General features: G+C 55.9%; 19 protein-coding genes, 1 pseudogene and 1 riboswitch. Of the genes and pseudogenes, 17 read left to right on the top strand and 3 right to left on the bottom strand.

The annotated features are described in order from the left end of the window. The first annotated feature begins 9 nt into the window (after positions 1 to 9). Together RWV98_RS10180 and RWV98_RS10175 are read left to right on the top strand one after the other, a co-directional pair. Positions 10 to 537: a dUTP diphosphatase gene (locus RWV98_RS10180; RefSeq protein WP_280962134.1), complete on the top strand. Its 528-nt coding sequence runs from the start codon at positions 10 to 12 to the stop codon at positions 535 to 537. Positions 538 to 638: 101 nt separating this feature from the next. Beyond that, positions 639 to 785 carry a hypothetical protein gene (locus RWV98_RS10175; RefSeq protein WP_280962133.1) on the top strand — a complete coding sequence of 49 codons (147 nt, stop codon included), beginning with the start codon at positions 639 to 641 and terminating at the stop codon, positions 783 to 785. Between the two features lie 167 nt (positions 786 to 952). Here RWV98_RS10175 and RWV98_RS10170 read toward each other — a convergent pair whose 3' ends face one another. Further along, on the bottom strand, positions 953 to 2341 hold the full coding sequence (locus RWV98_RS10170; protein ID WP_317860514.1) for a diguanylate cyclase domain-containing protein: 1389 nt from the start codon (positions 2339 to 2341) through the stop codon (positions 953 to 955). Between the two features lie 230 nt (positions 2342 to 2571). Here RWV98_RS10170 and RWV98_RS10165 point away from each other — a divergent pair, with 230 nt between their 5' ends. The 15 genes and pseudogenes from RWV98_RS10165 (at position 2572) to holA (ending at position 19619) form a co-directional block, all read left to right on the top strand. Next, positions 2572 to 4047, top strand: coding sequence for a DUF3794 and LysM peptidoglycan-binding domain-containing protein (locus tag RWV98_RS10165; RefSeq protein ID WP_280962131.1), 1476 nt, complete (start codon positions 2572 to 2574; stop codon positions 4045 to 4047). A gap of 15 nt (positions 4048 to 4062) precedes the next feature. Further along, entirely contained in the window at positions 4063 to 5541 is a 1479-nt protein-coding gene (gene spoIVA, locus RWV98_RS10160) for a stage IV sporulation protein A (protein WP_317860511.1), read from the top strand. Between the two features lie 144 nt (positions 5542 to 5685). Continuing rightward, positions 5686 to 5895 (top strand): hypothetical protein, encoded by a 210-nt coding sequence (locus RWV98_RS10155; protein WP_317860509.1) that lies wholly within the window; start codon positions 5686 to 5688, stop codon positions 5893 to 5895. 22 nt (positions 5896 to 5917) lie between these two features. Continuing rightward, positions 5918 to 6196 (top strand): hypothetical protein, encoded by a 279-nt coding sequence (locus RWV98_RS10150; RefSeq protein ID WP_317860507.1) that lies wholly within the window; start codon positions 5918 to 5920, stop codon positions 6194 to 6196. Between the two features lie 210 nt (positions 6197 to 6406). Further along, positions 6407 to 8362, top strand: a complete 1956-nt coding sequence (locus tag RWV98_RS10145) for an efflux RND transporter periplasmic adaptor subunit (protein WP_317860505.1) — start codon at positions 6407 to 6409, stop codon at positions 8360 to 8362. A gap of 12 nt (positions 8363 to 8374) precedes the next feature. Continuing rightward, a complete protein-coding gene (locus tag RWV98_RS10140) occupies positions 8375 to 9136 on the top strand; it encodes an ABC transporter ATP-binding protein (protein ID WP_317860503.1) in 762 nt (253 codons plus the stop codon). Continuing rightward, entirely contained in the window at positions 9133 to 10374 is a 1242-nt protein-coding gene (locus tag RWV98_RS10135) for an ABC transporter permease (protein ID WP_280962126.1), read from the top strand. The genes RWV98_RS10140 and RWV98_RS10135 overlap by 4 nt, the downstream gene beginning before the upstream one ends. Before the next feature lie 18 nt (positions 10375 to 10392). Beyond that, positions 10393 to 11757 (top strand): S-layer homology domain-containing protein, encoded by a 1365-nt coding sequence (locus RWV98_RS10130; RefSeq protein WP_317860500.1) that lies wholly within the window; start codon positions 10393 to 10395, stop codon positions 11755 to 11757. Further along, complete coding sequence (locus RWV98_RS10125; RefSeq protein ID WP_317860498.1) at positions 11699 to 12700, top strand: hypothetical protein; 1002 nt, start codon at positions 11699 to 11701, stop codon at positions 12698 to 12700. Before RWV98_RS10130 ends, RWV98_RS10125 begins: the two co-directional genes overlap by 59 nt. A gap of 86 nt (positions 12701 to 12786) precedes the next feature. Then, positions 12787 to 13029: a hypothetical protein gene (locus RWV98_RS10120; RefSeq protein WP_317860496.1), complete on the top strand. Its 243-nt coding sequence runs from the start codon at positions 12787 to 12789 to the stop codon at positions 13027 to 13029. Positions 13030 to 13276: 247 nt separating this feature from the next. After that, positions 13277 to 15910 carry an alanine--tRNA ligase gene (alaS, locus tag RWV98_RS10115; protein ID WP_317860495.1) on the top strand — a complete coding sequence of 878 codons (2634 nt, stop codon included), beginning with the start codon at positions 13277 to 13279 and terminating at the stop codon, positions 15908 to 15910. 21 nt (positions 15911 to 15931) lie between these two features. Next, positions 15932 to 16271 (top strand): annotated as a pseudogene (locus RWV98_RS10110) (histidine triad nucleotide-binding protein). Between the two features lie 41 nt (positions 16272 to 16312). Continuing rightward, entirely contained in the window at positions 16313 to 18562 is a 2250-nt protein-coding gene (locus tag RWV98_RS10105) for a ComEC/Rec2 family competence protein (protein ID WP_317860494.1), read from the top strand. Between the two features lie 3 nt (positions 18563 to 18565). Further along, a complete protein-coding gene (locus tag RWV98_RS10100) occupies positions 18566 to 18712 on the top strand; it encodes a hypothetical protein (protein WP_317865663.1) in 147 nt (48 codons plus the stop codon). After that, positions 18687 to 19619, top strand: a complete 933-nt coding sequence (holA, locus tag RWV98_RS10095; RefSeq protein WP_317865661.1) for a DNA polymerase III subunit delta — start codon at positions 18687 to 18689, stop codon at positions 19617 to 19619. Before RWV98_RS10100 ends, holA begins: the two co-directional genes overlap by 26 nt. Before the next feature lie 51 nt (positions 19620 to 19670). Here holA and RWV98_RS10090 read toward each other — a convergent pair whose 3' ends face one another. Together RWV98_RS10090 and RWV98_RS10085 are read right to left on the bottom strand one after the other, a co-directional pair. Next, positions 19671 to 20285: an ECF transporter S component gene (locus RWV98_RS10090; protein WP_280962120.1), complete on the bottom strand. Its 615-nt coding sequence runs from the start codon at positions 20283 to 20285 to the stop codon at positions 19671 to 19673. Positions 20286 to 20381: 96 nt separating this feature from the next. Further along, positions 20382 to 20511: riboswitch (FMN riboswitch) on the bottom strand. Between the two features lie 44 nt (positions 20512 to 20555). Next, complete coding sequence (locus tag RWV98_RS10085; protein WP_280962119.1) at positions 20556 to 21164, bottom strand: toprim domain-containing protein; 609 nt, start codon at positions 21162 to 21164, stop codon at positions 20556 to 20558. Positions 21165 to 21272: the final 108 nt, after the last annotated feature.

Genomic DNA, 21272 nt, shown 5'->3' with positions numbered 1-21272 from the left:
GTGGACGATATGCAAAGAATCGCACAATTTTACAAGGTTAGTAATTTTCGCTTTCTGGCGGATTGGTGCGAGCAAACGCACTGCGACCCTTCCCGCGCGCAAGCGATTTTTGAGAGTATACGGTTGCCCCGCCGCGCGACCGCGGGCTCGGCAGGGTACGACTTTTTCGCGCCCGTTTCCTTTTCTCTTCAACCGGGAGAAACGCTTCGCATCCCGACCGGCATCCGCGCTGAGATCGCGGAGGGCTGGGTGTTGCAGCTCTACCCGCGTTCGGGGCTGGGCTTTCGCTACCGGCTGCAGATGGACAATACCGTAGGCATTATCGACAGCGACTATGCCTATGCGGATAACGAGGGGCATATCTTTATTAAAATGACCAACGATTCCAAGATCGGCAAATCGCTGCACGTCAACGCGGGCGACGGCTTTGCACAGGGCATTTTCGTGCCCTTCGGCATTACGCAGGACGACAACGCCGTCGGCGAGCGGCACGGCGGCTTTGGCAGCACGACAAAATCCGCCAAGAACCAAGATTAGACCCGGCAGAGCATCCGTTTTTACGGGTGTTCTTTTTCTTTGTGGGGCTGTAACACCTTGGCAAAAACGCGCCTATACTGTTGATAGGAGCGTGATGCGCAATGTTTTGCCGTGGTCAGGCGATCGGCCTTGCACTCATAAGTTTTGGCGCCGGCGTAGTGTTCGGCTGTATCTTGCCGCTGGGGCTGTTTCTGGTGCTGCTCTCCCTTGCGCTGATCGTGGCCGGCGTGTTCATTGCAAGATGGTGAAGGGGAGGTGGCGGAATGAAGGTAGTGATATGGCAGAGTCCGAAGTATCTGCGCGGTATCCTAAGCAGGCTGTTCCATATAGATAAATGATTACATGACAAAAGGGGCCTTGGCGAAACGATGAAAAGCATCGTGCGCTGCGGCCCCTTTTCGTGCGGTTTCATTTGCTATTGCTGTTGCGTATAGATCGTGCAGCGGCCCTTTCCGCTGTGCTTGGAACGGTACATCGCCTCATCCGCCTGCTGATAGAGCTGCGCGAAGGCGCGGGCGCCCTCGGCATCCGCGATGCCGATACTGCAGGAAATCGGAATGGATATGTTTTGCGGCGCTTGCAGCTGCAGCAGCTTTTCCATCAATACGGCCACACGCCCTTCGGCCAAGGTCTGGGCGGTTTCTTCCGGCACAAACGCGCCAAATTCATCCCCGCCCAGCCTGCCGAGGATGCCGCCTGCTTGGAACTGCTCCTTGAGCGCCTCCGCGACGGATACCAATACAAAATCCCCAAAGGGATGCCCAAAGGTATCGTTTATTTCTTTGAATCGATCGATATCCAGCATGAAAAACGCGCCTGTCGCTTGCGTTCTATGGGATAAAAGGCGTTCCACGTGATGTACGAAAGCCGTGCGGTTATAGATCCCCGTTAAGTCGTCACGCTCCGCTTTGTTCTTCATCTCAAGTTCCCGGCGCTTCTGCTGATCGATATCCTTAACATACATGATACCCTTGTGTTCGCCGGTGATACAGTCGGTGATCAGGCGGATAACGGTCACGGCCCAAAAGGAGCTGCCGCCGGGGCGGCTCAGCATATATTCGCAGCTGATCTCGGTTTCGTTTCGCTCGATGGCGTCTAAAACGCTGCCCAGTGAAAGCTTGGATAAAAATTTCTCCCGGTCTTCCTCCGCCACATACTCCGGTATCTTTTCGCGCACAAAGGCTTCGTACGGCGTGCCCGGCTCGGCATAGGCGCAAATGGTTTGGTTCACCTGACATTGTTCAAAGCAGTTCTTGGAAAAATTGACGATGTAAAACGCGACCGTGTCCGCCAAAACCGCTTGTTGGAACTGCTGCTCCGCCATAAAGGCTTTTTCACCGATCTCCTTGCGCATGTTTTGCAGCAAATTTTCCGCAACCTTGAGCGGATAGGCCTCCATATTTTCCGCCGTGATCGCGGGGGCGGACGCGTGCAGCCCGCATATCTTCCAATCGCCACCCTCTTTGACAAAGATCAGCGTTTGCAAAAGCTTGCTCTTGGTAACGTTTCCGTTTTCCGATCGGTGGATGATCACCTCGCCGCAGGCGTTGGCAAATTGCCCGTCATGGATCAAAATATCCAGCCGCGCATATTGCAGCGAGTAAGCCGCGCAGTCGTCTTCACGAAGCCCGCTGGCGAATATTTCTTGAATATCACTTTTGGATCGGACAAAGCCCTGTTCGCCGATGCCGATCCCAATGACACGATCTGCAATGCAGCTTAAAACCTTATCGATATCCTTAGATACCAGACCGCCATCCTCAAAATCCTGAAAAACCTGCCTGATTCGCTCTTCATCAGTCATATATTGTTCCTCCGCCTGATTGAGGCATTATTTACTATTGTACCCTTTTGCCGAACGCTTTGCAAGCTACACACGAAGTGTGTGCGCGGTAAGTTATGTGAACCGGCCTTCAACGGTCCGCGTGGCGGGATACGCCTCTGCGCTTTCTTTTTTTGCAGAGCTTTTTCATATTCACGGCGGGGTGGACATATTGTTTATCAGGAGCAGCAGTGAAAAGGAGGAGCAGCACAATGGAACTGAACCAAACAAGCATCTGCTATTATGACAGACGGCTGCAGCGCACCGCTATGAGCACCGAATCGGCCGACGCGATCGTGCCAGACACCTACCCGGACGTGGGCCGCGTGGTGTGTGCGTATGGGGTCGCGTCCGTCAAGGATCAAACGCCGCAAAATGGGCGCTTGCTGATTTCCGGTATGGTGCGTACGACCGTCGTTTACCAGCCGGAGGAGGGGGGCGGCCTGCGGCTGCTGAATATCCCGATCAGCTTTGCGCATATCGAGGAATGCGAAGCGCTGAACACGGACGCGGTGTGTCTGGCGACCTGCCGGGTGGCAAGCGTGGAGGCCGTAGCGGTAAACAGCCGTAAGCTAACGGTAAACGCATCCCTCTGCTTTGAATCCGAGGGGTACCAAAAAACGACATGCAATGTGACCGAGGGGGTCGACCTGCCGCAGGCGGAGCTGCGCTGCACGCCGCGCCTTGTCACGCTGATCGAACAGGCGCAAACCTGCCCGATTACAGTGCTGGAGGACGTGACTATGCCGGACGCCGCCGGGCTGTCGCTTCTGCACGCCGAATGCGTGCTGCGCGCGACCGAGTGCCGCGCCATGCAGGGCAAAGCGGTGCTGAAAGGCGAGGCCAGCATCACCTGCCTTGCCTTGCAGGAGGACGACGCTGTGCGCGTTCTGACCAGCGCGACGCCTTTTACCCAGATCCTCGAGATGCCCGAGGTGGGCGAGGGCGACAGCCTGTCGGCCAGCCTGACCGCACGGGAGCTGGACTGCCGCCTTGAGCCGGACGGCCTGCTTTCCTATACGGTCAACGCGGCGGCTCTTTTGCTGATGCGGCGCGCCCAAACGCTGCAAAATATCGACGACCTGTACATCCCGGGCAAGGAGCTGCAGCTTTCGCAGGAAAAGACCGTGCTGCGTTCAACGCCGCCCGCCACCGCCTTTGCCGGTGAGACGACGGAAACGCTGCAAACCGCGCGGCACGTATCCCATATCGTTTCCGCCGGGGCGTTTAGCTGCGATGCGAAGCGCGCGGACGGGGAAAAGGCCCAGATGACCGCCGCTGTGCAGGTGCTTTATCTGGACGACGATCAGCAGCTTTGTTTTCTCCAGCGGATGCTGCCCGTATCAATCCCATGCTCCGGGCAGGGCGAGCTTTCGCAGCTGGAACTTGTGGCGCGGGGCGCGCCTTCCGGCGAGCAAGGCATGATGTTAACCCTTTCCGCAAAGGGTCAGATCGCGGCGGAGGAGCAATGTACGTTCCGCTGCATCACCGAACTAAACGAGATCGACGCGCCCTGCGCGGCGGACGGCGTGACGCTCAAGCTGCGCTACATCGACCGCGAGCAGCCGCTGTGGGATATCGCCAAAGCCTGCGGCACAACGATGGAGGCGATACGCCGGGCAAACGAACTGCCCGCGGATGCGCAGACGGCGGCCGAGACCATGCTGCTGATTCCGATTGGAGGCTGAAAGGTGGGGGATTCAATGGAAAGCAACGCGATTTATGAACAGATCAGCGCACGGACGGGCGGCGATATCTACATCGGCGTAGTGGGCCCGGTGCGCACAGGCAAATCAACGTTTATCAAGCGCTTTATGGAAACCATGGTGCTGCCCGACATGGAGAACGTATATAAGCGCGAGCGGGCGCGGGATGAATTGCCGCAGTCCGGCACCGGGCGGACGATCATGACGGCGGAGCCCAAATTCGTTCCAGAGGAAGCGGCCGAGATCGCGCTGCCGGATGGCGGCGGCTGCCGCGTGCGGCTGGTGGATTGCGTGGGTTATTTGGTGGACGGCGCGCTCGGCAGCATGGAGGACGACGCGCCGCGTATGGTATCCACCCCATGGCGCGAAGCGCCGATGACGCTGGCCGAGGCCGCCGAGCTGGGCACGCACAAGGTGATCGGCGAGCATTCCACCATCGGCCTTGTGGTGACGACGGACGGCACCTTTACCGAGATTCCGCGCGCCAGCTATGAACCGGTGGAAGGACGCGTCATCCGCGAACTGCGCGAGATCGGCAAGCCGTTTGTCGTGCTGGTCAACTCCGCCGAACCACAGGGCGAAGCGGCGCGCTTTGCCTGCGACAGCCTGCGCGAGCAATATGGCGTCGATCCGATCGCGGTGGATTGCCTAGCGCTGGACGAAGCGGGCATAGCCGACGTTTTGCAGCGGGTGCTGTATGAATTTCCGGTTCAGGAGATCAGTTTTGTATTGCCGCGCTATGTCGGTTCGCTGCCGCCCAGCCATCCGGTACAGGCGAGCATTTACCACGCCATCCGCTCCGCGGCCCGTCCGGGCCAGTGCATGCGCGATATTCGCGCCATGTGCGGCGTGCTGGCGGAAAACGAGTATATCGGCCGCGCCACAGTCGATCAGCTCGCGCTCGGCACGGGGCAGGCGCAGCTGCGCTTTGATATCCCGGAAAGTGTGTTTTACGGCATTGTTGGCGAGCAGACCGGCATTCATATCGGCGACGCCGCCGACTTGATCGCCGTGCTGGACGATTTCTCTAAGGTCAAGCGCGAGTATGACCGCATCCGCGGCGCGCTTGATCAGGTGTACCAGACCGGGTACGGCATCGTCATGCCCTCGGTCGAGGAGCTGTCGCTTGAGCCGCCGGAGATCGTGCGGCAGGGCGGACGGTACGGCGTGCGCCTGAAAGCCTCGGCTACCTCGGTGCACCTGCTGCGTGCCAACATCAAGGCTGAGGTCAACCCAATCGTCGGCACGGAAAAGCAATCCGAAGAGCTGGTGCACTATTTGCTCAGCGAATTTGAAGAGCAGCCCGAAAAGATCTGGGATACCAATATCTTCGGCAAATCGCTCAGCGAGCTCGTTCGCGAGGAGCTTTCCCACAAGCTGAGCCGCATGCCGGACGACGCGCGCGGGAAAATCCGCGAAACGCTGGAAAAAATTATTAACGAAAGCGCCGGCGGGCTGATTTGTATCATCCTGTGACGGTAACGACCCTGAAGCCGAAATGGTTCGGTGTCCGGGGTCGTTTTTTGTGTATTTTTGGCAGAGTTATCCCGGGTTACCGCTTGCCTTGCGCTATATGTTGTGCTAAAATTGAAAAGTATTAAGGCATATGTGGGGTGAAACATGAAGAAACATGTTTTTATCATAAACGGCAGCGGGGGCGTGGGCAAGGACACGGTATGCGAACTGGCTGCCAAGCGCTGGAAGGTGCAAAACATTTCGTCCATCACGCCAATCCTAACCGTGGCGCGCGCGGCTGGTTGGGACGGAGAAAAAAACGCCCGCGGCGCGGCGCTTGCTCTCTCGTCTGAAAGAGGTGTGTACGGAATTTAACGATCTTTCCTTTTGCTACTGTATGGAACAATATAAAAAGTTCCTTACAGGCCCGGATGAACTGCTGTTCGTCCATATTCGCGAACCTGCGGAGATCGAACGATTTCGGCAAGCCGTCGGCAGCGGCTGCGCCGCGCTGCTCGTGCGGCGGCCCTCGCTGGAAGACGAGCGCGGTCTGCTTGGCAACCGTTCGGATGACGGCGTACTCGATTTTTGCTATGACCATATTTTTATCAATGACTGCGGATTGGACGAGCTGCCCGAGCGAGTGGAACTTTTTTTTGCGGATAAGCTGTCATAGCCGACTACCGCATCGCATAGGCGGCAGTTTTTACGGCATTGCGCGCAGAGCGGAACAAGCGCCGCTCTGTCTACGTCAAAATGATGCTAAAATGATGCCAAACATCGCTTGACAGTTCCACCTGCGCAAGGTATGATGATGGGTGTATGAGACAGCTTAGTACACTCCCGGACCGAGTAATACTTGGATGTATAAAGGAAGGATTCGTTTATGAGCGAAGAAAATAAGCAGCAGAACCCCGCCGAGCAGAAGGGCGGGGCCCATGTCGCTAAGGCAGGCACCTCGATCGCCAAATCGGCAAAGGGCGAAGTAGCCGTTCCCGAAGAAACGCTGCCCGCGGAGTCCGCGCCCGCAACCGAGGGCGAAGAGAGCCCCGCGTCCGAAGGCCCAAAGCGCAACAAATACGCGGATAAGATGAACAAAAAGAAGCACAAGCTGAGCCGCGGCGTGCGGATCGGCATCACAGTGCTGATCATTGCGCTGCTGATCGGTCTGGGTATTTTCCTCGTCATGCGCAGCCGCAAGCCCGCTGACGACGGCGCCGCGAGCAAGACGGCGTTCGCCACGCGCGGTATGCTGGAAACGTATATCGAGGGCGAAGGCTATACCGCCGCTAAAAAGCGTGAGGAGCTTGGCAAGGATCTCAAGGGCAAGGTGAGCAAGGTGCTTGTTGAAGTGGGCGACGAGGTCAAGAAAAACGACCAGCTATTGGTCGTCGACCCGACCGAGACACGCAAGGAGCTGACCACCGCGCAGGAAGAACTGGCCGACGCGCAGCGCGCCGTCGCCACCGCGCAGTCCGATGTGACCAAGGCGCTCAACAAGGTCAGCGCCGCGCAGAAGGATCTGGGCAAGCTGACGATCACCGCGCCGTTTTCCGGCAAGATCATTCCGGGGCTGAAGGAGGACGGCTCGGCCGCGCCTGAATTTAAGGTGGGCCAGCAGATTTCCAGCGGCCAAGTGATCGGCTACATGGTCGACGATAGTTCGATGAAGCTGACCCTATATTTCAGCACCGCTTACATGAGTGATATCCAGTCCGGTCAGGAAGCCACGGTTTCCATCCCCTCGGCCATGAGCGAGGTGACCGGCAAGGTCAGTTCGATCGAGCAGGCCGAAAAAGTATCCGCCGAGGGCGTTAAGCTGTTTCGCGCGATCATCACGGTGGACAACCCGGGCACACTGACCGACGGTATGAACGCGACCGCCGTAATTAAGACAAGCGCGGGCGACGAAGTTTATCCCGCCGAGTCCGGCACGCTCAAGTATTCTCGCGAAGAGGCGATTACGGCGGAGGTGTCCGGCGAGATCACCTCGGTCGGCGGCATCGATTATTACAATTATTCGAGCGGCGCGGTTATTATGCGCCTGACGAGCGACAGCGCGCAGAACGATGTGAAGGACGCGCAGAGCGATGTGGTATCCGCGCGCAATAATGTAACCACCGCGCAGAAGACAGTAAAGACCAAGCAGGACCGCATCACTGAACTGAAAAAGCTGATCGAAAACGCGACCATTAAGTCTCCGATCGACGGCGTTGTCGTCAGCCTGCCGGTATCGGCCGGTCAAGATGTGGAAGGCACGAGCGCGCTCTGTGTCGTGGCTGATCTGAGCGATATCATTGTTAACGCGCAGATCACCGCGACCGACGTTTCCGCCGTACAGCCCGGCCAGATGGCCACCATGACCATGTACACCAACGACGGGGAAGCAATGCTGACCGGTACGGTCGAATCAGTTTCGATGGAGGCCACCAAGGATCAGTCGGGCGGGCAAGGCAGCATGCCGACTTTCCCTGCGGTTATCACGCTGGATCCCATGGAAGGGCAGACGCTGCGTTCGGATTACCCAGTGCAGTATAAGATTACGACTGCCCAGTCGATGGACTGTGTCATGGTGCCTTCCAGCGCGGTCGTCAATACCGAAGAAGGCGCAGCCGTATTTGCGAAGCCCGCCGAGGGCGAGACCTTTGAAAACGCGCTGCCGCTGCCCGAGGGCACCGATGTGCCGCCCGAATTTGTGCTTGTCCCGGTAGAAGTGGGCATCGCGGACGCGGCGAACACCGAAATCCTTTGGGGCATCGACGAGGGCGCCGAGGTTTATTTGGCCGGTCCGGACGATCTGTATGCGGAGATGAACGATAGCATGACCGTTGCAGTCGGTTAAGGAGGCTGCCACATGTTTCATAGAAAAGCGCCGCCCATCGAGGATATCGCGCAGCAGGAAGCAGAGTCTGCTTCCGATCTGCTGATCGATGTGCAGCAGCTCAGCAAAATTTATAACGAGGGCAAGGAAAACGAAGTGCGCGCGCTGGACTGCATTTCGCTGCAGGTCAAGTGGGGCGAGTTTCTGTGCATTCTCGGCCAGTCCGGCTCGGGCAAATCCACCTTGATGAATATTTTGGGCTGCCTTGATATTCCGACCTACGGCAGCTACCAGCTCAACGGTCAAGCGGTAAGCGATATGAAGCCCTCCGTCCTTTCCGGCATTCGCAACAGAGAGATTGGTTTTATCTTTCAGGGCTTTAACTTGATCCCCGCACTGACCGCCGAGGAGAATGTCGAATTGCCGCTCATCTACCGCGGTATGGGCCGCGCAGAGCGGCATACGCTGGCGGTGGATGCGCTCACCAAGGTCGGCTTGGAAAAGCGAATGGATCATCGGCCGGGCGAAATGTCCGGCGGCCAGCAGCAGCGCGTGGCGATCGCCCGCGCGGTCGCGGCCAAGCCGCCGATCATCATGGCGGACGAACCGACCGGCAACCTCGATTCAGCCTCCGGCCGCGAAATCATGGACCAGCTGATCGAGCTGAACCGGCAGGGCACCTCGATCATTCTGATCACGCATGACAATCATTTGGCGCAGTCGGCAAAGCGCATCGTCACCATACAGGACGGCCACATCATTTCGGATGAGCCGGGGAAGGGGGCCGTCCAATGAACTGGATGCAAACAGTCCGCATGGCCTTTAAATCAATTTCCAACAGTAAGGTGCGTTCGTTTTTGACCATGCTTGGCATCATCATCGGCGTGGCTTCCGTTATCGCGATTGTCGCTTCCATTCAGGGCACGAGCAAGCTGCAGCGTATGCAGTTTGAAGCGATGGGCGCCAACCAGATACAGATCTATGGCTACGGTCCGAAAAACGCGGACTGGAAGGCCATGGAGGAGTATTTGGATAACGAAATGTCCGACAAGGTTTCGGCGTGGTCGCCGCAGAGCCAGTATTGGGATTGGCAGAACAAGGGCATCAAATATCGTTCCAAGACGCTGGATGTCAATAACACGCAGATCTATTTCGGCAATCAGGATTACGGCGTTTGTACCAATAACGTGATAACCGCCGGTCGCGATCTGTCCGAAACAGACTGCAATAACGCCGCGAAGGTGTGCGTCATCGGCGAAACGGTGCGCAAATCCTTTTTTGGCGCCATGAGCCCGATTGACCAGACCATTCGCATCGGCGGTATGAGCTTCAAGGTTGTCGGCGTTTATAAGGGAAAATACGGCGGTAAGCTCAATTCGCAGGATCAAATGATCGTGTTGCCCTATTCGTTGGAGCAGCGGATGATGAGCTATTCGGGCGGCAGCAAACAATATTATATTCAGGCTAAGGACAAGGATTCCATTCAGCCTGCGATCGACCAGATCAAGGAATTTATGTCCACGCGTTACGACCAGAACAACGGCTACTTTGATGCTTATTCCAATAATCAGTATCAGGAGCAGGCCGAAGCTTCCAGCAATCAGCTGGCGCTGCTTGGCGCGGGCGTGGCCGGCATCTCTCTGCTGGTCGGCGGCATCGGCATTATGAATATCATGCTCGTTTCCGTTACCGAACGTACGCGCGAGATCGGCATTCGCATGGCGATCGGCGCGCGCAAACGGGATATCATCGGCCAGTTCCTGATCGAGGCGGCGGTCGTATCCTGCTGCGGCGGTATTATCGGCATTATTTTAGGCTGCTTCTTATCCGCGATCATCGGCAATCTGTTGCTCGCGCAGCAGATGCAGCAGCAAATGTGGATGCCGCAGGTCGAGCAGTTCACCGTTTTGCCGTCGGTGCCGCTCATCATCGGCGCGTTTCTGTTTTCCGCGCTGCTCGGCATTTTGTTCGGCCTGTATCCGGCAAATAAAGCGTCCAATCTACAGCCTGTCGATGCGCTGCGCACGCAGTAAGGGGAGGAATCACTAGGAATGAAAAAAAGATTATTAAGCCTTGCGCTTGCGCTGACGATGCTTTTGACATCCGCTTCCGCCGCGTTTGCGGATGTTTCGGATGCCAAGCTATCGCAGACCGCATCGGTGCTGAGCGCGCTCGGCATTATGCAGGGCGTGGGCGGCGACCGGTTCGATCCAAACAGCGAGCTGACGCGCGCCCAGTTCTGTAAGCTGGCCGTGACCGCCTTGGGCGTTGACGATGTGAGCGCGTTTCGCAGCTATACGATTTTCCCGGATGTGAAAAGCTCGCACTGGGCCGCGCCCTACATCAACGCCGCGGTTCGTCACGCGGAGCTGAAAAAGCTATCCATCATCCGCGGCTACGCGGACGGCAACTTTGGACCGGACAAGACCGTGAACTTTGGCGAAGCCTGTACCATGCTGCTGCGCATGCTGGCCTATACCGAGGAAGACGTAGGTCCCTTCTGGCCGTCGGACTATATCGCCAAGGCCAAGAGTCTGGGCCTGACGGACGATGTGTCCGTTACGGATTCCAAGACCGCCGTCAAACGTGCGGACGCGGCGCAAATGCTGCTTAACACCCTTGGCGTCAAGCAAAAAGATGGCGATTTGCTGCTGAAAAAGGTGGCCAGCGGCGTGGTGGAGAACAGCATTCTGCTCGCGACCAGCGAAACCAATTCCAAGCTGCGCGCCGGAGAAGCGCTGTTTTTTGAAAACAGCGATGTGCAGACCCGCGCAACAATCGGCTCGCTTGATCAATCGATGGTCGGTCTGAGCGGTACTGTGATCTTTGATAAGGATAACGATTCCGTTGCCATCGGCATCGTGCCCAACCATAACAAGGTGGAAACGGTGATCGTGCAGAGCATCGGTCCGGACGGCATCAAAACCGAAAAGGAAACCATTCGACCGGATCGGGATACGCTGCTTTATACCGGCGAAATCTCCACGCCCAAGAAGCTGTCCGAGGCATGGGCCGACGTTCCTGCCGGCAGCAAGCTGCAGCTGTTTTACAATAGCTACGGTCAACTGTCACTGATCGCTTACCTGCCGACGACGACCGTGTCCGCGAATGCCAACTCGTTCGTTTACGGTCTGCAAACCTCCGCTAACATTCCGAACAACTTTACCATCGTCAAAAACGGTGTGACCATCGACCGCACGGGCGTGAAGAAGTACGATGTGGTCACGCTCGATCCGACGAATAAGCAGGCGCTCGTATCCGATACGCGCCTTTCCGGCCGCTATGACAAGGGCGAGCCCACGTTCAGCTACCCGCAGAGGGTCAGCATGTTTGGCACAGACTACACGATCTCGGACAATGCCGCCAAAACCTTTGCGGATCTGGAAGCTGGACGATTACATCACCCTGCTGTTTGACGCGGCGGGCGGCGTGGTCGCGGCTTATCCGAAAAATACGGTGAGCGCCGATATGCAGGGCGTTGTGACGAATATCAAGGATAGTGAAGTTACTATTTTGCTGACAAATGGTTTAACCATTAAACCGAAATGCGAAGGTGAAAAGCTTAGCTCTTTAAATGGATACTTTGTATCCGTAGGATCTTCTTCTAACGGTAAGGCGTATTTAACGCGCATTGCGTTAAACAGTAAGCAGCCCGGAAGCTGGACAGTCGAATCCGGTAAATTAGGAGACCGCACCGTGTCTCCCAAGGTACGGATTTATGAGGAGGTTCTGAGCGGTTCGCCACTCAATGCGATTTCTTTGTCCGATATCCATCTATCGTCTATTCCATCCAGTGATATTCGCTACACTGTTGCGGATAATTCCGGATCCATCACCAATATTATACTGGGTGATGTGACAGGAGAAAGCTGGGTATATGGTATGGGAAATATTATTAGTGATTACTCAAAACCGGACGAAGATGTATGGAAAAACATGTCTGCCGAAGAACAGCGTCAATATAAGAATGATCATGAAACCTATAAATATGCTGTTACAAATTGGAAGGACGGACAATCTGTTGTTGACACATTCCCGGTCATATCGTTGTATTCCGGCGCTGGTAGCGGTCCGATAGGCGTACCCAAGGGATATAGTACAGAAATCGCGAATTCCTCCTTCTCTACGTTGCCATTATCACTTATCGATACTGTTGGTATAGATGCCTTTGAAGGATCTACCGGTGTGCGTACCAAGGACGGATATTTTGAACTCGCTGATGATATTGGTGTGTATGTTAGCGCACGGAAGGAGTTCATCTCGCTTTCCAGTGCAAAAATCAATTATAAGGATTTCCGCTTATATGCCAATAAGTCACTTTCAGACGGCGGTAAAATTCGCGTTATTATGGCCTCTTAATCTATAAAAAAGCCGGGATGCATGGCATCCCGGCTTTTTTATAGGGGAGCTGAAGCCGATCGTCAAGACCGTTGCAGTTCTTGAATGTGCTGACCATTGCCACGGTGGGCACGGCATACCAAATGGCCTGCGATACCGGCATCATTCGCGGCGGGGATGACACGGCGTTTGGCGCAAAGCTAAATTTGGTCAGCATGTGGTGCATCGTGCTGCCGCTGTCCGCCATGACGGCATTTTATTTTCAAAAACCGGCCTTTAAGGCCGGTTTTTTATTGACGAAAGCGGTAAAAAGCGGTATAATATATCCGTTCATACGAAAAGTGCGATGACAAAGCGAGTTTTCACGGCAGCGGTTTCAAGAGAAGGGGAATTGGTGAAAGCCCCCAGCCGCTTGCGGAAAGCAGCCACTTTGGAGCAGCCTGTGAAAAGCAGGCCGGTTTTGATCCCCGATACCGGATCGCTAAGATGCCCGCGAACGCGGGCAAATTAGGGTGGTACCGCGGAAGGATCGCTTTCGCCCCTAACAGACAGGGGCGGAGGCTTTTTTATTTCGTTATTATTATTTGGAGGAATATCATGCAATACAGAAGTTTAAACGAACTGCGCGAAATGTTCCTATGCTTTTTTGAAAGTAAAGGCCATCTGCGTCTGCCGAGCTTTTCGCTCATCCCGCAGAACGATCCCTCGCTGCTGCTCATCAACTCCGGCATGGCGCCGATGAAGCCCTTCTTCACTGGTGAGCAGGAGCCGCCCCGCCACCGCGTCACAACCTGCCAGAAGTGCATCCGCACCGGCGATATCGAAAACGTCGGCAAGACCGCGCGGCACGGCACTTTCTTTGAGATGCTGGGCAACTTCTCCTTTGGCGATTATTTTAAGAAGGAAGCCATCGCGTGGAGCTGGGAGTTCCTGACCAGCCCCGATTGGGTCGGCATCGACCCGGACCGCCTGTATCCCTCGATCTACGAGGAAGACGACGAGGCGTTTGAAATTTGGAACAAAGATATTGGCATTCCGTCCGAACGGATCTTTCGTTTTGGTAAAGCGGACAATTTCTGGGAGCATGGCTCCGGCCCGTGCGGTCCGTGCTCTGAGATCTATTATGACCGTGGCCCTGAGTTTGGCTGCGGCCAGCCCGGCTGCACGGTCGGCTGCGACTGCGACCGGTATATGGAAGTCTGGAACAACGTTTTCTCCCAGTTTGAAAGCGACGGACAGGGCAACTACGCCGAGCTGAAGCAGAAGAATATCGATACCGGCATGGGTCTGGAACGTCTGGCCTGTGTGGTGCAGGGCGTAGGCTCTCTGTTCGATGTGGACACCGTGCGCAATATCACGACCCACATCTCCAAGATCGCGGACAAGCACTACGGCGACAGCGACAAGACCGACGTATCCTTGCGCGTCATTACCGATCACATCCGCTCCACGGTCATGATGGTCTGCGACGGTGTGATTCCCTCCAACGAGGGCCGGGGCTATGTGCTGCGCCGCCTGCTGCGCCGCGCCGCGCGCCACGGCAAGCTGCTCGGTATCAACCGTCCCTTCCTTTCCGAGATCACGGACACGGTCATTCAAGAATCGGGCGGCGCTTATCCCGAGCTTGTCGAAAAGCAAGTCTATATTCATAAGGTCATTGAAAATGAAGAGGCTAGCTTTAATAAGACCATTGACAGCGGACTTTCCATTCTAAACGATATGATCGCGGCTTCCAAGGCATCCGGCATGCTTCCGGCGTCCGACGCATTCAAGCTGTACGACACCTATGGCTTCCCGATCGATCTGACCCTCGAAATCTTGGAAGAGCAGGGCATGACGACCGACCGCGCCGAGTTTGACCGCCTGATGAACGAACAGCGTCAGCGCGCCCGTGAAGATCGCAAGAAGATGGGCGATCTTGGCTGGCAGAGCGAGGACCTCGGTCTTGACAAAGCGATTAAAACCCGATTCGATGGCTATACCACGCTGCGTGAGGCCGCAAAAGTGCTGGCTATCATTTGCGAGGGCGAGCCTTCCGGTACGGCCTCTGTCGGCGAGAAGATCACAATCGTTTTGGATCATACGCCCTTCTATGCGGAAATGGGCGGCCAGATCGGCGACCACGGCCGTCTCGTCGGCAAGAACGGCATTGCGGCTGTGGCTGACGTGCAAAAGACCAAGGACGGCAAGTTCATGCATATTGGCCGCGTGACCGAGGGCAGCCTTTCGGTGGACGACGAGGTAGAGGCCGAAGTCGATCCCGCCTACCGGCAAGCAATTTGCCGTGCGCATACCGCGACCCACCTGCTGCAAAAGGCGCTTCGCACGGTGCTGGGCGACCATGTCGAGCAGGCAGGCTCCTACACCGCCGCCGACCATATCCGTTTTGACTTTACCCATTTTGCCGCTCTGACCGAGGACGAGCTGCGCGAGGTGGAAACAATCGTAAACGACGCGATCCTCACCGGTTTTTCGGTCAAGACGGAGGAAATGCCGATCGAGGAAGCCAAGAAGCGCGGCGCGATGGCGCTCTTTGGCGAAAAGTACGGCGCTACCGTGCGCGTGGTACAGGCCGGTGATTTTTCGGTAGAGCTGTGCGGCGGCACCCATTTGGATAATACGGCTAAGGCCGGCGTGTTCAAGATCATCGGAGAGGCTTCAGTGGCCGCCGGTGTGCGCCGTATCGAGGCTGTGACGGGCAAGGCTGTGCTCAGCCTGATCGACGAGCACCAGCAGCTGCTGTCAGACGCGGCCAAGAGCCTGAAGACTACGCCGGTTGAGCTGGTACAGAAGGTCGGCCAAACGGTGACCGAGCTGCGCGAGCTGGGTAAGAACGTTGAACGCCTGAACGCCAAGCTGGCGAATCTGCAAATGGTGGACCTATTCAATGTTTCGCGCGATGTAAAGGGCGTCAATGTGGTGGCGGCTAAGCTGGACGACGCAACGCCCGATATGCTGCGCACCATGGGCGACAGCGTGAAGGAAAAGGCGCCCAATATGGTCGCCGTCCTGTCCTGCGTGGCGGGCGAAAAGGTGAGCTTCCTCTGTGTTTGCGGTGCAGAAGCTGTGAAAAAGGGCGCGCACGCGGGCAAGATCGTCAAGGAAGTCGCGAAGATCTGCGGCGGCGGCGGCGGCGGTAAGCCGGACAGCGCGACCGCGGGCGGCAAGGACGCCGCGAAGCTTGAAGAGGCGCTCGAGGCAGTCAACAATATCGTTGATTCTCTCCTCTGAAATTCTTGAAAGGAGCGTATGATCATGAATTGTCTGTTTTGCAAGATCGCGGCGGGCGAGATCCCATCTAAAAAAGGTCTATGAGGATGACCTTTGCTACGCCTTCTACGATATCGATCCACAGGCGCCCACGCATTTTCTTGTCATACCGCGGCAGCATATCGAATCCGCCGCCGCGGTCGACGCCTCAAACAGCGCGGTCGTTGCGCACTGCTTTGAGGTGATCGCCAAGATCACGAAAGAACTGGGCTTGGAAAGCTTCCGCGTGGTCTCCAACATTGGGGAGCAGGCGGGACAAAGCGTATTCCATTTGCATTTCCACGTGCTCGCGGGCCGCGATATGACTTGGCCGCCGGGCTGATCGATCAAACCATTTGCTGATTAAGGGGAGGTGCCGCCCGCATGACCAAACGGCCAGTTGTATTCTGCGTGCCGGTCTGCGCGGCGGCATTTTCCCTTGGGGTGCTGTATGGCGTCAGCATCGATCTGCGCCTGCTGCTGCTCGTGTTAGCGGCGCTGCTTGTGGCGCTGGCGGTGTTTTTGGAACGGCCCCGTATACGAACGGTATTGGTGATTGCGCTTGCCGCGGCAAGCGCTTTTGCCTATCTAGCGGTTTATGATTTGCTTCTTGTTCGTCCGGTGCAGGCTTTGAACGGTAAAACCATAACGGTTTCCGCAGTACTGTGCCATGATCCAACCGTTTACGAAGACAGTCAGCGAGCGACCCTTCGTGTCAAAGCAGGGGACATGGTACCGCGCGCCTTTAAGACCCAGTGCTATTTACCGCTGACTGAAAAGCCGCTTCAAACGGGCGACACGATACAGGCAACGGTAAAGTTTTACCGTGCGAGCGATGCCGAGGGCTTTGACCGTTTTCGCTTTCAGGCGGCGGATGGATGTTTTATCGCCGCTTCCTATGCCAAGGATGCGGACCAAAAGGACGGTTCGCCCGCCTTTTTCGCTGTTACCGGCAGTGAGCGCGATCGGCTTATTTTCTTGCCGGAGCGCTTGGCCGGCCAATGCCGTGCCGCGATACGGCAGCTTCTGCCCGAACGGGAAAGCAGCTTGCTCACCGCCTTATTGCTCGGCGACAAAAGCGGTCTGTCAAATAGGGATGCTATCGCGCTGCGCAAGGCGGGGCTCAGTCACCTCGTGGCGGTATCCGGACTGCACGTGGGCTTTTTGGTTGGGTTCTGCTTTTTGCTATTCGGAAGAAGGTGGGGCACGCCGCTTTCCGTGCTGCTCATTTTGTTTTTCATTCCGGTATCCGGCGCAACGCCCTCGGTAATCCGCGCGGGCATCATGTATTGCATCGCAGCGGGCGCGTTCTGCTTTAAAAAACAGGCGGACAGTCTCAATTCGCTTTTTATCGCTTTGGCGGTGTTGCTTGCGGCCAATCCGCATGCGATCGCCAGCCTAGGCTTGCAGTTGTCCTTCTTGTCAACGCTTGGTCTGATCCTCTTGTCCGGCAGAATGCAGCGCAGGCTGATGCAGGGGGCTGAGAAATGGCCGCGTCCACTGCGCGGCGCCTTTTCCGTGCTGGCTGGCGCGGTGTCGTGTACGGTTTGCGCCACCTTGTTCACCACACCGGTGCTGCTGTCTTCCTTCGGTTATGTCTCTGTGTTGTCGCTGCTCAGCAATTTTTTGGTCGTTGGCGTAACAGGACTTTGCTTTGTCGGCGGTTTTGCCGCCTGCCTGTTATTTCCTATACTGCCCGGCGCCGCTCATGTGGCTGGTGCGCTAATCGCGCCGTTTCTGCGGTATGTTTTGTTTGTTGCAAACAGCGTTGCCATGCTTCCGTTTGGCCTGATTCACTGGGGCGATGCCTTTGGCATGGCGTCGGTCTTACTCTTTTTCACCGCTGTGCTCCTTTGGACCTTCGATACGCAGCGCGTGAAATGGCGCGTTGCGCTGCCTGTGTTCTGCGGCGCGATCTGCCTTTGTACCGTGCTGGGGTCATCCTACGCCGAACGGCATTATACGGTCACGTATTTGCCCTGCGGCACAGGGCAGGCTGTGCTGGTATCCCGTGCGGGCTCGGATCTGGCGTTGATCGATTGCAGCGGCAGCGGCTATCGGGATGCGGCTGGCAAAGTCCGCGAATGGATGGCGTGGCACGAATTCGACCAGATCGATACTCTGGTCCTGACCGCCGTGGATCTAGGACATGCGCGCGACCTGCCGCAACTGTTGCAGGATACGGCTGTCGGTATGATCGTGATCCCCGCAGGTTATAAACAAACCAAACACAATACCGAACTGATAAAACTGCTGGATACAACTCAAGTGCCGGTGACACAGGTGAGCGGGCAAGAGCAGGTTTCGAGCCGCTTACCGCTTACTGTTTTTTCAGTCGCCGATGGAAAGCTTGGCGTGCAGATCGGCACACATACGCTGATTTTGCACAGTCCCACACAAAAACAGCTTGCTGCATTTCTGCAAGAAAACGAGGTGCACGGGCAAACGCTTGTGCTCTCGCAGAGCCATATCGAAGACCCGGATTTATTGCGCCGTACAATTGCGAAAACAGGCGCGGAAAGTATCCTGCTGGCATCGGGTGCGCCCGCGATAGGCCGGTTTGACGGGATTCCTGTGGTGACGCCATATGAAGTCGGAGAGATCGAACAAGTTTATCCTTGGAAGGAGGAATAATCCTTGGCGGCAAAAAACGCGTCCGAAGGGAAGGCGCAGCTGATCCGCGACCTGCGGGAGGGGAGCGTCGGTTCGCTCTACCTTATTTCCGGCGAAGAGACCTATATGAAGGAACACTATCTAAGTGAGCTGGAAGCGAGTGGTCGTTGATCCGACCTTTGCGGAGTTCAATTTGACAGAGTTTGAAGGCAAATCCCTTACGCCGGAGCTACTGACCGAAGCAATAGACAGCTACCCGGCCATGGCGGAAAAAAAGCTGGTCGTCGTCACCGATTTCGATCTTTGGAAGCCGCCCGGCGGTTTTGCCGATCTGCTGCCCGGTCTTCTTTCCGATCTGCCCGACTATTTATGCCTTGTCTTTTATTACGATGTCATGGACGGCAAGCCGGATAAGCGCACCAAGCTATATAAAGCGCTTGAAAAAAAGGCCTGCTTCGCTCAGTTCGACCACTTGGAGGAACGAGAGCTCTGCGCGTGGATCGAGCGCCGGTGCCGCGCGCTTGATCGGGCGATTTCGCCGGAAAATTGCTCCTACATGATTTTCCTGTGCGGCAATTCCATGACCAATCTTTCCGGCGAAATCGAAAAAGCAGCAGCGCATGCCACGACCGGCGAGATTTTAAAATATAACATCGATTCCGTTTGTTCCCGCGTGCTTGAGGCTGTCGTATTTGACCTGACCGACGCGATCACCGAGGGAAGGTTCGACCGCGCCGTTGCCCTTACCGGCGATCTGATCGCGCAGAAAAATAACGAGGTCATGATCTTTACGGTCATTCTGCGTCATATCCAGCGCCTTTACGGGGCGAAGCTTTGCGACGAGGCAAGGGGAGGGGAGCGGATGCTCCTTGAACTTCTTGGCACAAAATCCCCCTACTATGCGCGCCGCATTCAAACGTCCGCGCGGCGAGTGCCGCTGAGCTGGCTGCGCCGCGCCGCGGCCATCTGTGCAGAGACAGACGCCGCGCTCAAGGGCAGCGCCGTGGACCGTCAAAAGCAAATAGAACTGACGTTACTCACGCTTGCAGCAAATTTTAAAAACGACAAAAAGCGATAAAAAAGCGTTCCGAAAAGCTTCGGAACGCTTTTTTTATCGCTTTAAATCAAATTAACGGTTGACCTCGGTGCCTGCATGGTGGAACGAGATCTGCTTGGATTTAATAAAAACACTAAGCTTTTTATAGACCAGCATGGTGATCAAAGTCAGGATCGCGCCCTTAATCAGGTTAAACGGCAAAATACCGAACAGCAAATAACCCGCCATACCGGTAATAGAGGGATTGACCTGCGCACACATGCCAAAGATCGCTTCCAGAGGCATCATCGTGGAATAGAAGGGGATAATCAGCAGGTAATTGGTCAGCATGCCGACGAACGACATGGCGACGCCGCCCAGCACACAGCCCAGCACCGCCATCTTGCGGCTTTTATGCGTACGATAGAGCAGTACGGCAACCACAACCAGCGTGGAAAGCATGAGGAAATCTGCCAACTCACCGGAACCGGCGGTCTGCGACATGGTTAAATGGATCAGATCCTTAATACCGATCATGGTAATGGCCGGACCGATGCCAAAGATAAACGCGCCGATTAGCACTACAGCGCCGGACAGGTCGACCTTCAGAAACGGAGGCATGAGCGGTAGCGGGAATTCAAAAAACATCAGGATGGTGGCGATGGCGGCAAATACCGCGGTGTACGTGATCTTACTTGCTTTTGTCATAGTCGTCGATCTCCTTTTTATAGGAGTTCTGCTTTCAACGGGGTCAAAAATACCCTTGGACATAAAAGTCCAAGGGCGTGCAGACGTACCGAAATACACCTGTTTCTTTCATCCGGACTATACCGTCGGTTGGGATTCACACCCATCATGCCTTGCGGCTCGCAGACTATCGGGGAAAACCCCGTTCACTGCCGGTGGAGAATTTCACTCCGCCCTGAAACAGAACTGATTTAGTTTACGGTATCAGTATAGCGCTGTCGCTCACATTTGTCAATGACTATCCGAAAAATCCGCTAAAATTCGATCAATTTCTTCGCGCGTGCCCACAGCGTTGACGAAATCCAGTAGGGCGCCCGCGGTCATATGCTCGGGCAGGCGCAGCGCGCGCAGCAGAGCGCGGCGGCGGATCGCGCTGTCCGGTCGCCCGGTCAAGCCCATTTGATATAGATCGGCTTTGGTGAGGGGCGGGTGCTGGGCGGCATACGATCCATCGCCGTCTAAAAAGGTAGCGCCGGCACGATGCAGCGCTTCCAAGATCGTTTCCGGACGCATGCCTTCCACACCAAGTTTTCCTTCCTTGGAACCATGCCGCTTGCGGCGTTCCTTACCGGCGATATCCGGCACATAGGCCTGCTTGATCGTACCAGCCGCGAGTGCACCCTTTAAATAACCTCGAATGACAAAGCCCGCGCCATCCGAATCCGTCAGGATGATCAGCCCGCGCGTTTCCGCGATCCGGCGTAGAAGATTTAGCTTTTCGTCATCCTTAAAGATACGAAAACCGCCGGTTTCCAACACAACGGTATCAACGACTTGACGAACGGTGTTGATATCGTAGCGTCCTTCAACCAATATTGCTTCTTTGATGCGTGTTTTCATAAACACAGAACTTCCTAAACAAGGAGGGAGTCGTTCAAGGCAGGTAAAAAGTATATATCCAATTATACAAAATAAAGATTTTGTATAATTGAGGGGAGGGGTCTACCA

The organism is Agathobaculum sp. NTUH-O15-33 (assembly GCF_033193315.1).
Lineage (GTDB): Bacteria > Bacillota > Clostridia > Oscillospirales > Butyricicoccaceae > Agathobaculum > Agathobaculum faecihominis_A.
Note: the sequence above shows the minus strand (reverse complement) of the source record. Positions and strands in the feature narration are given on the sequence as shown.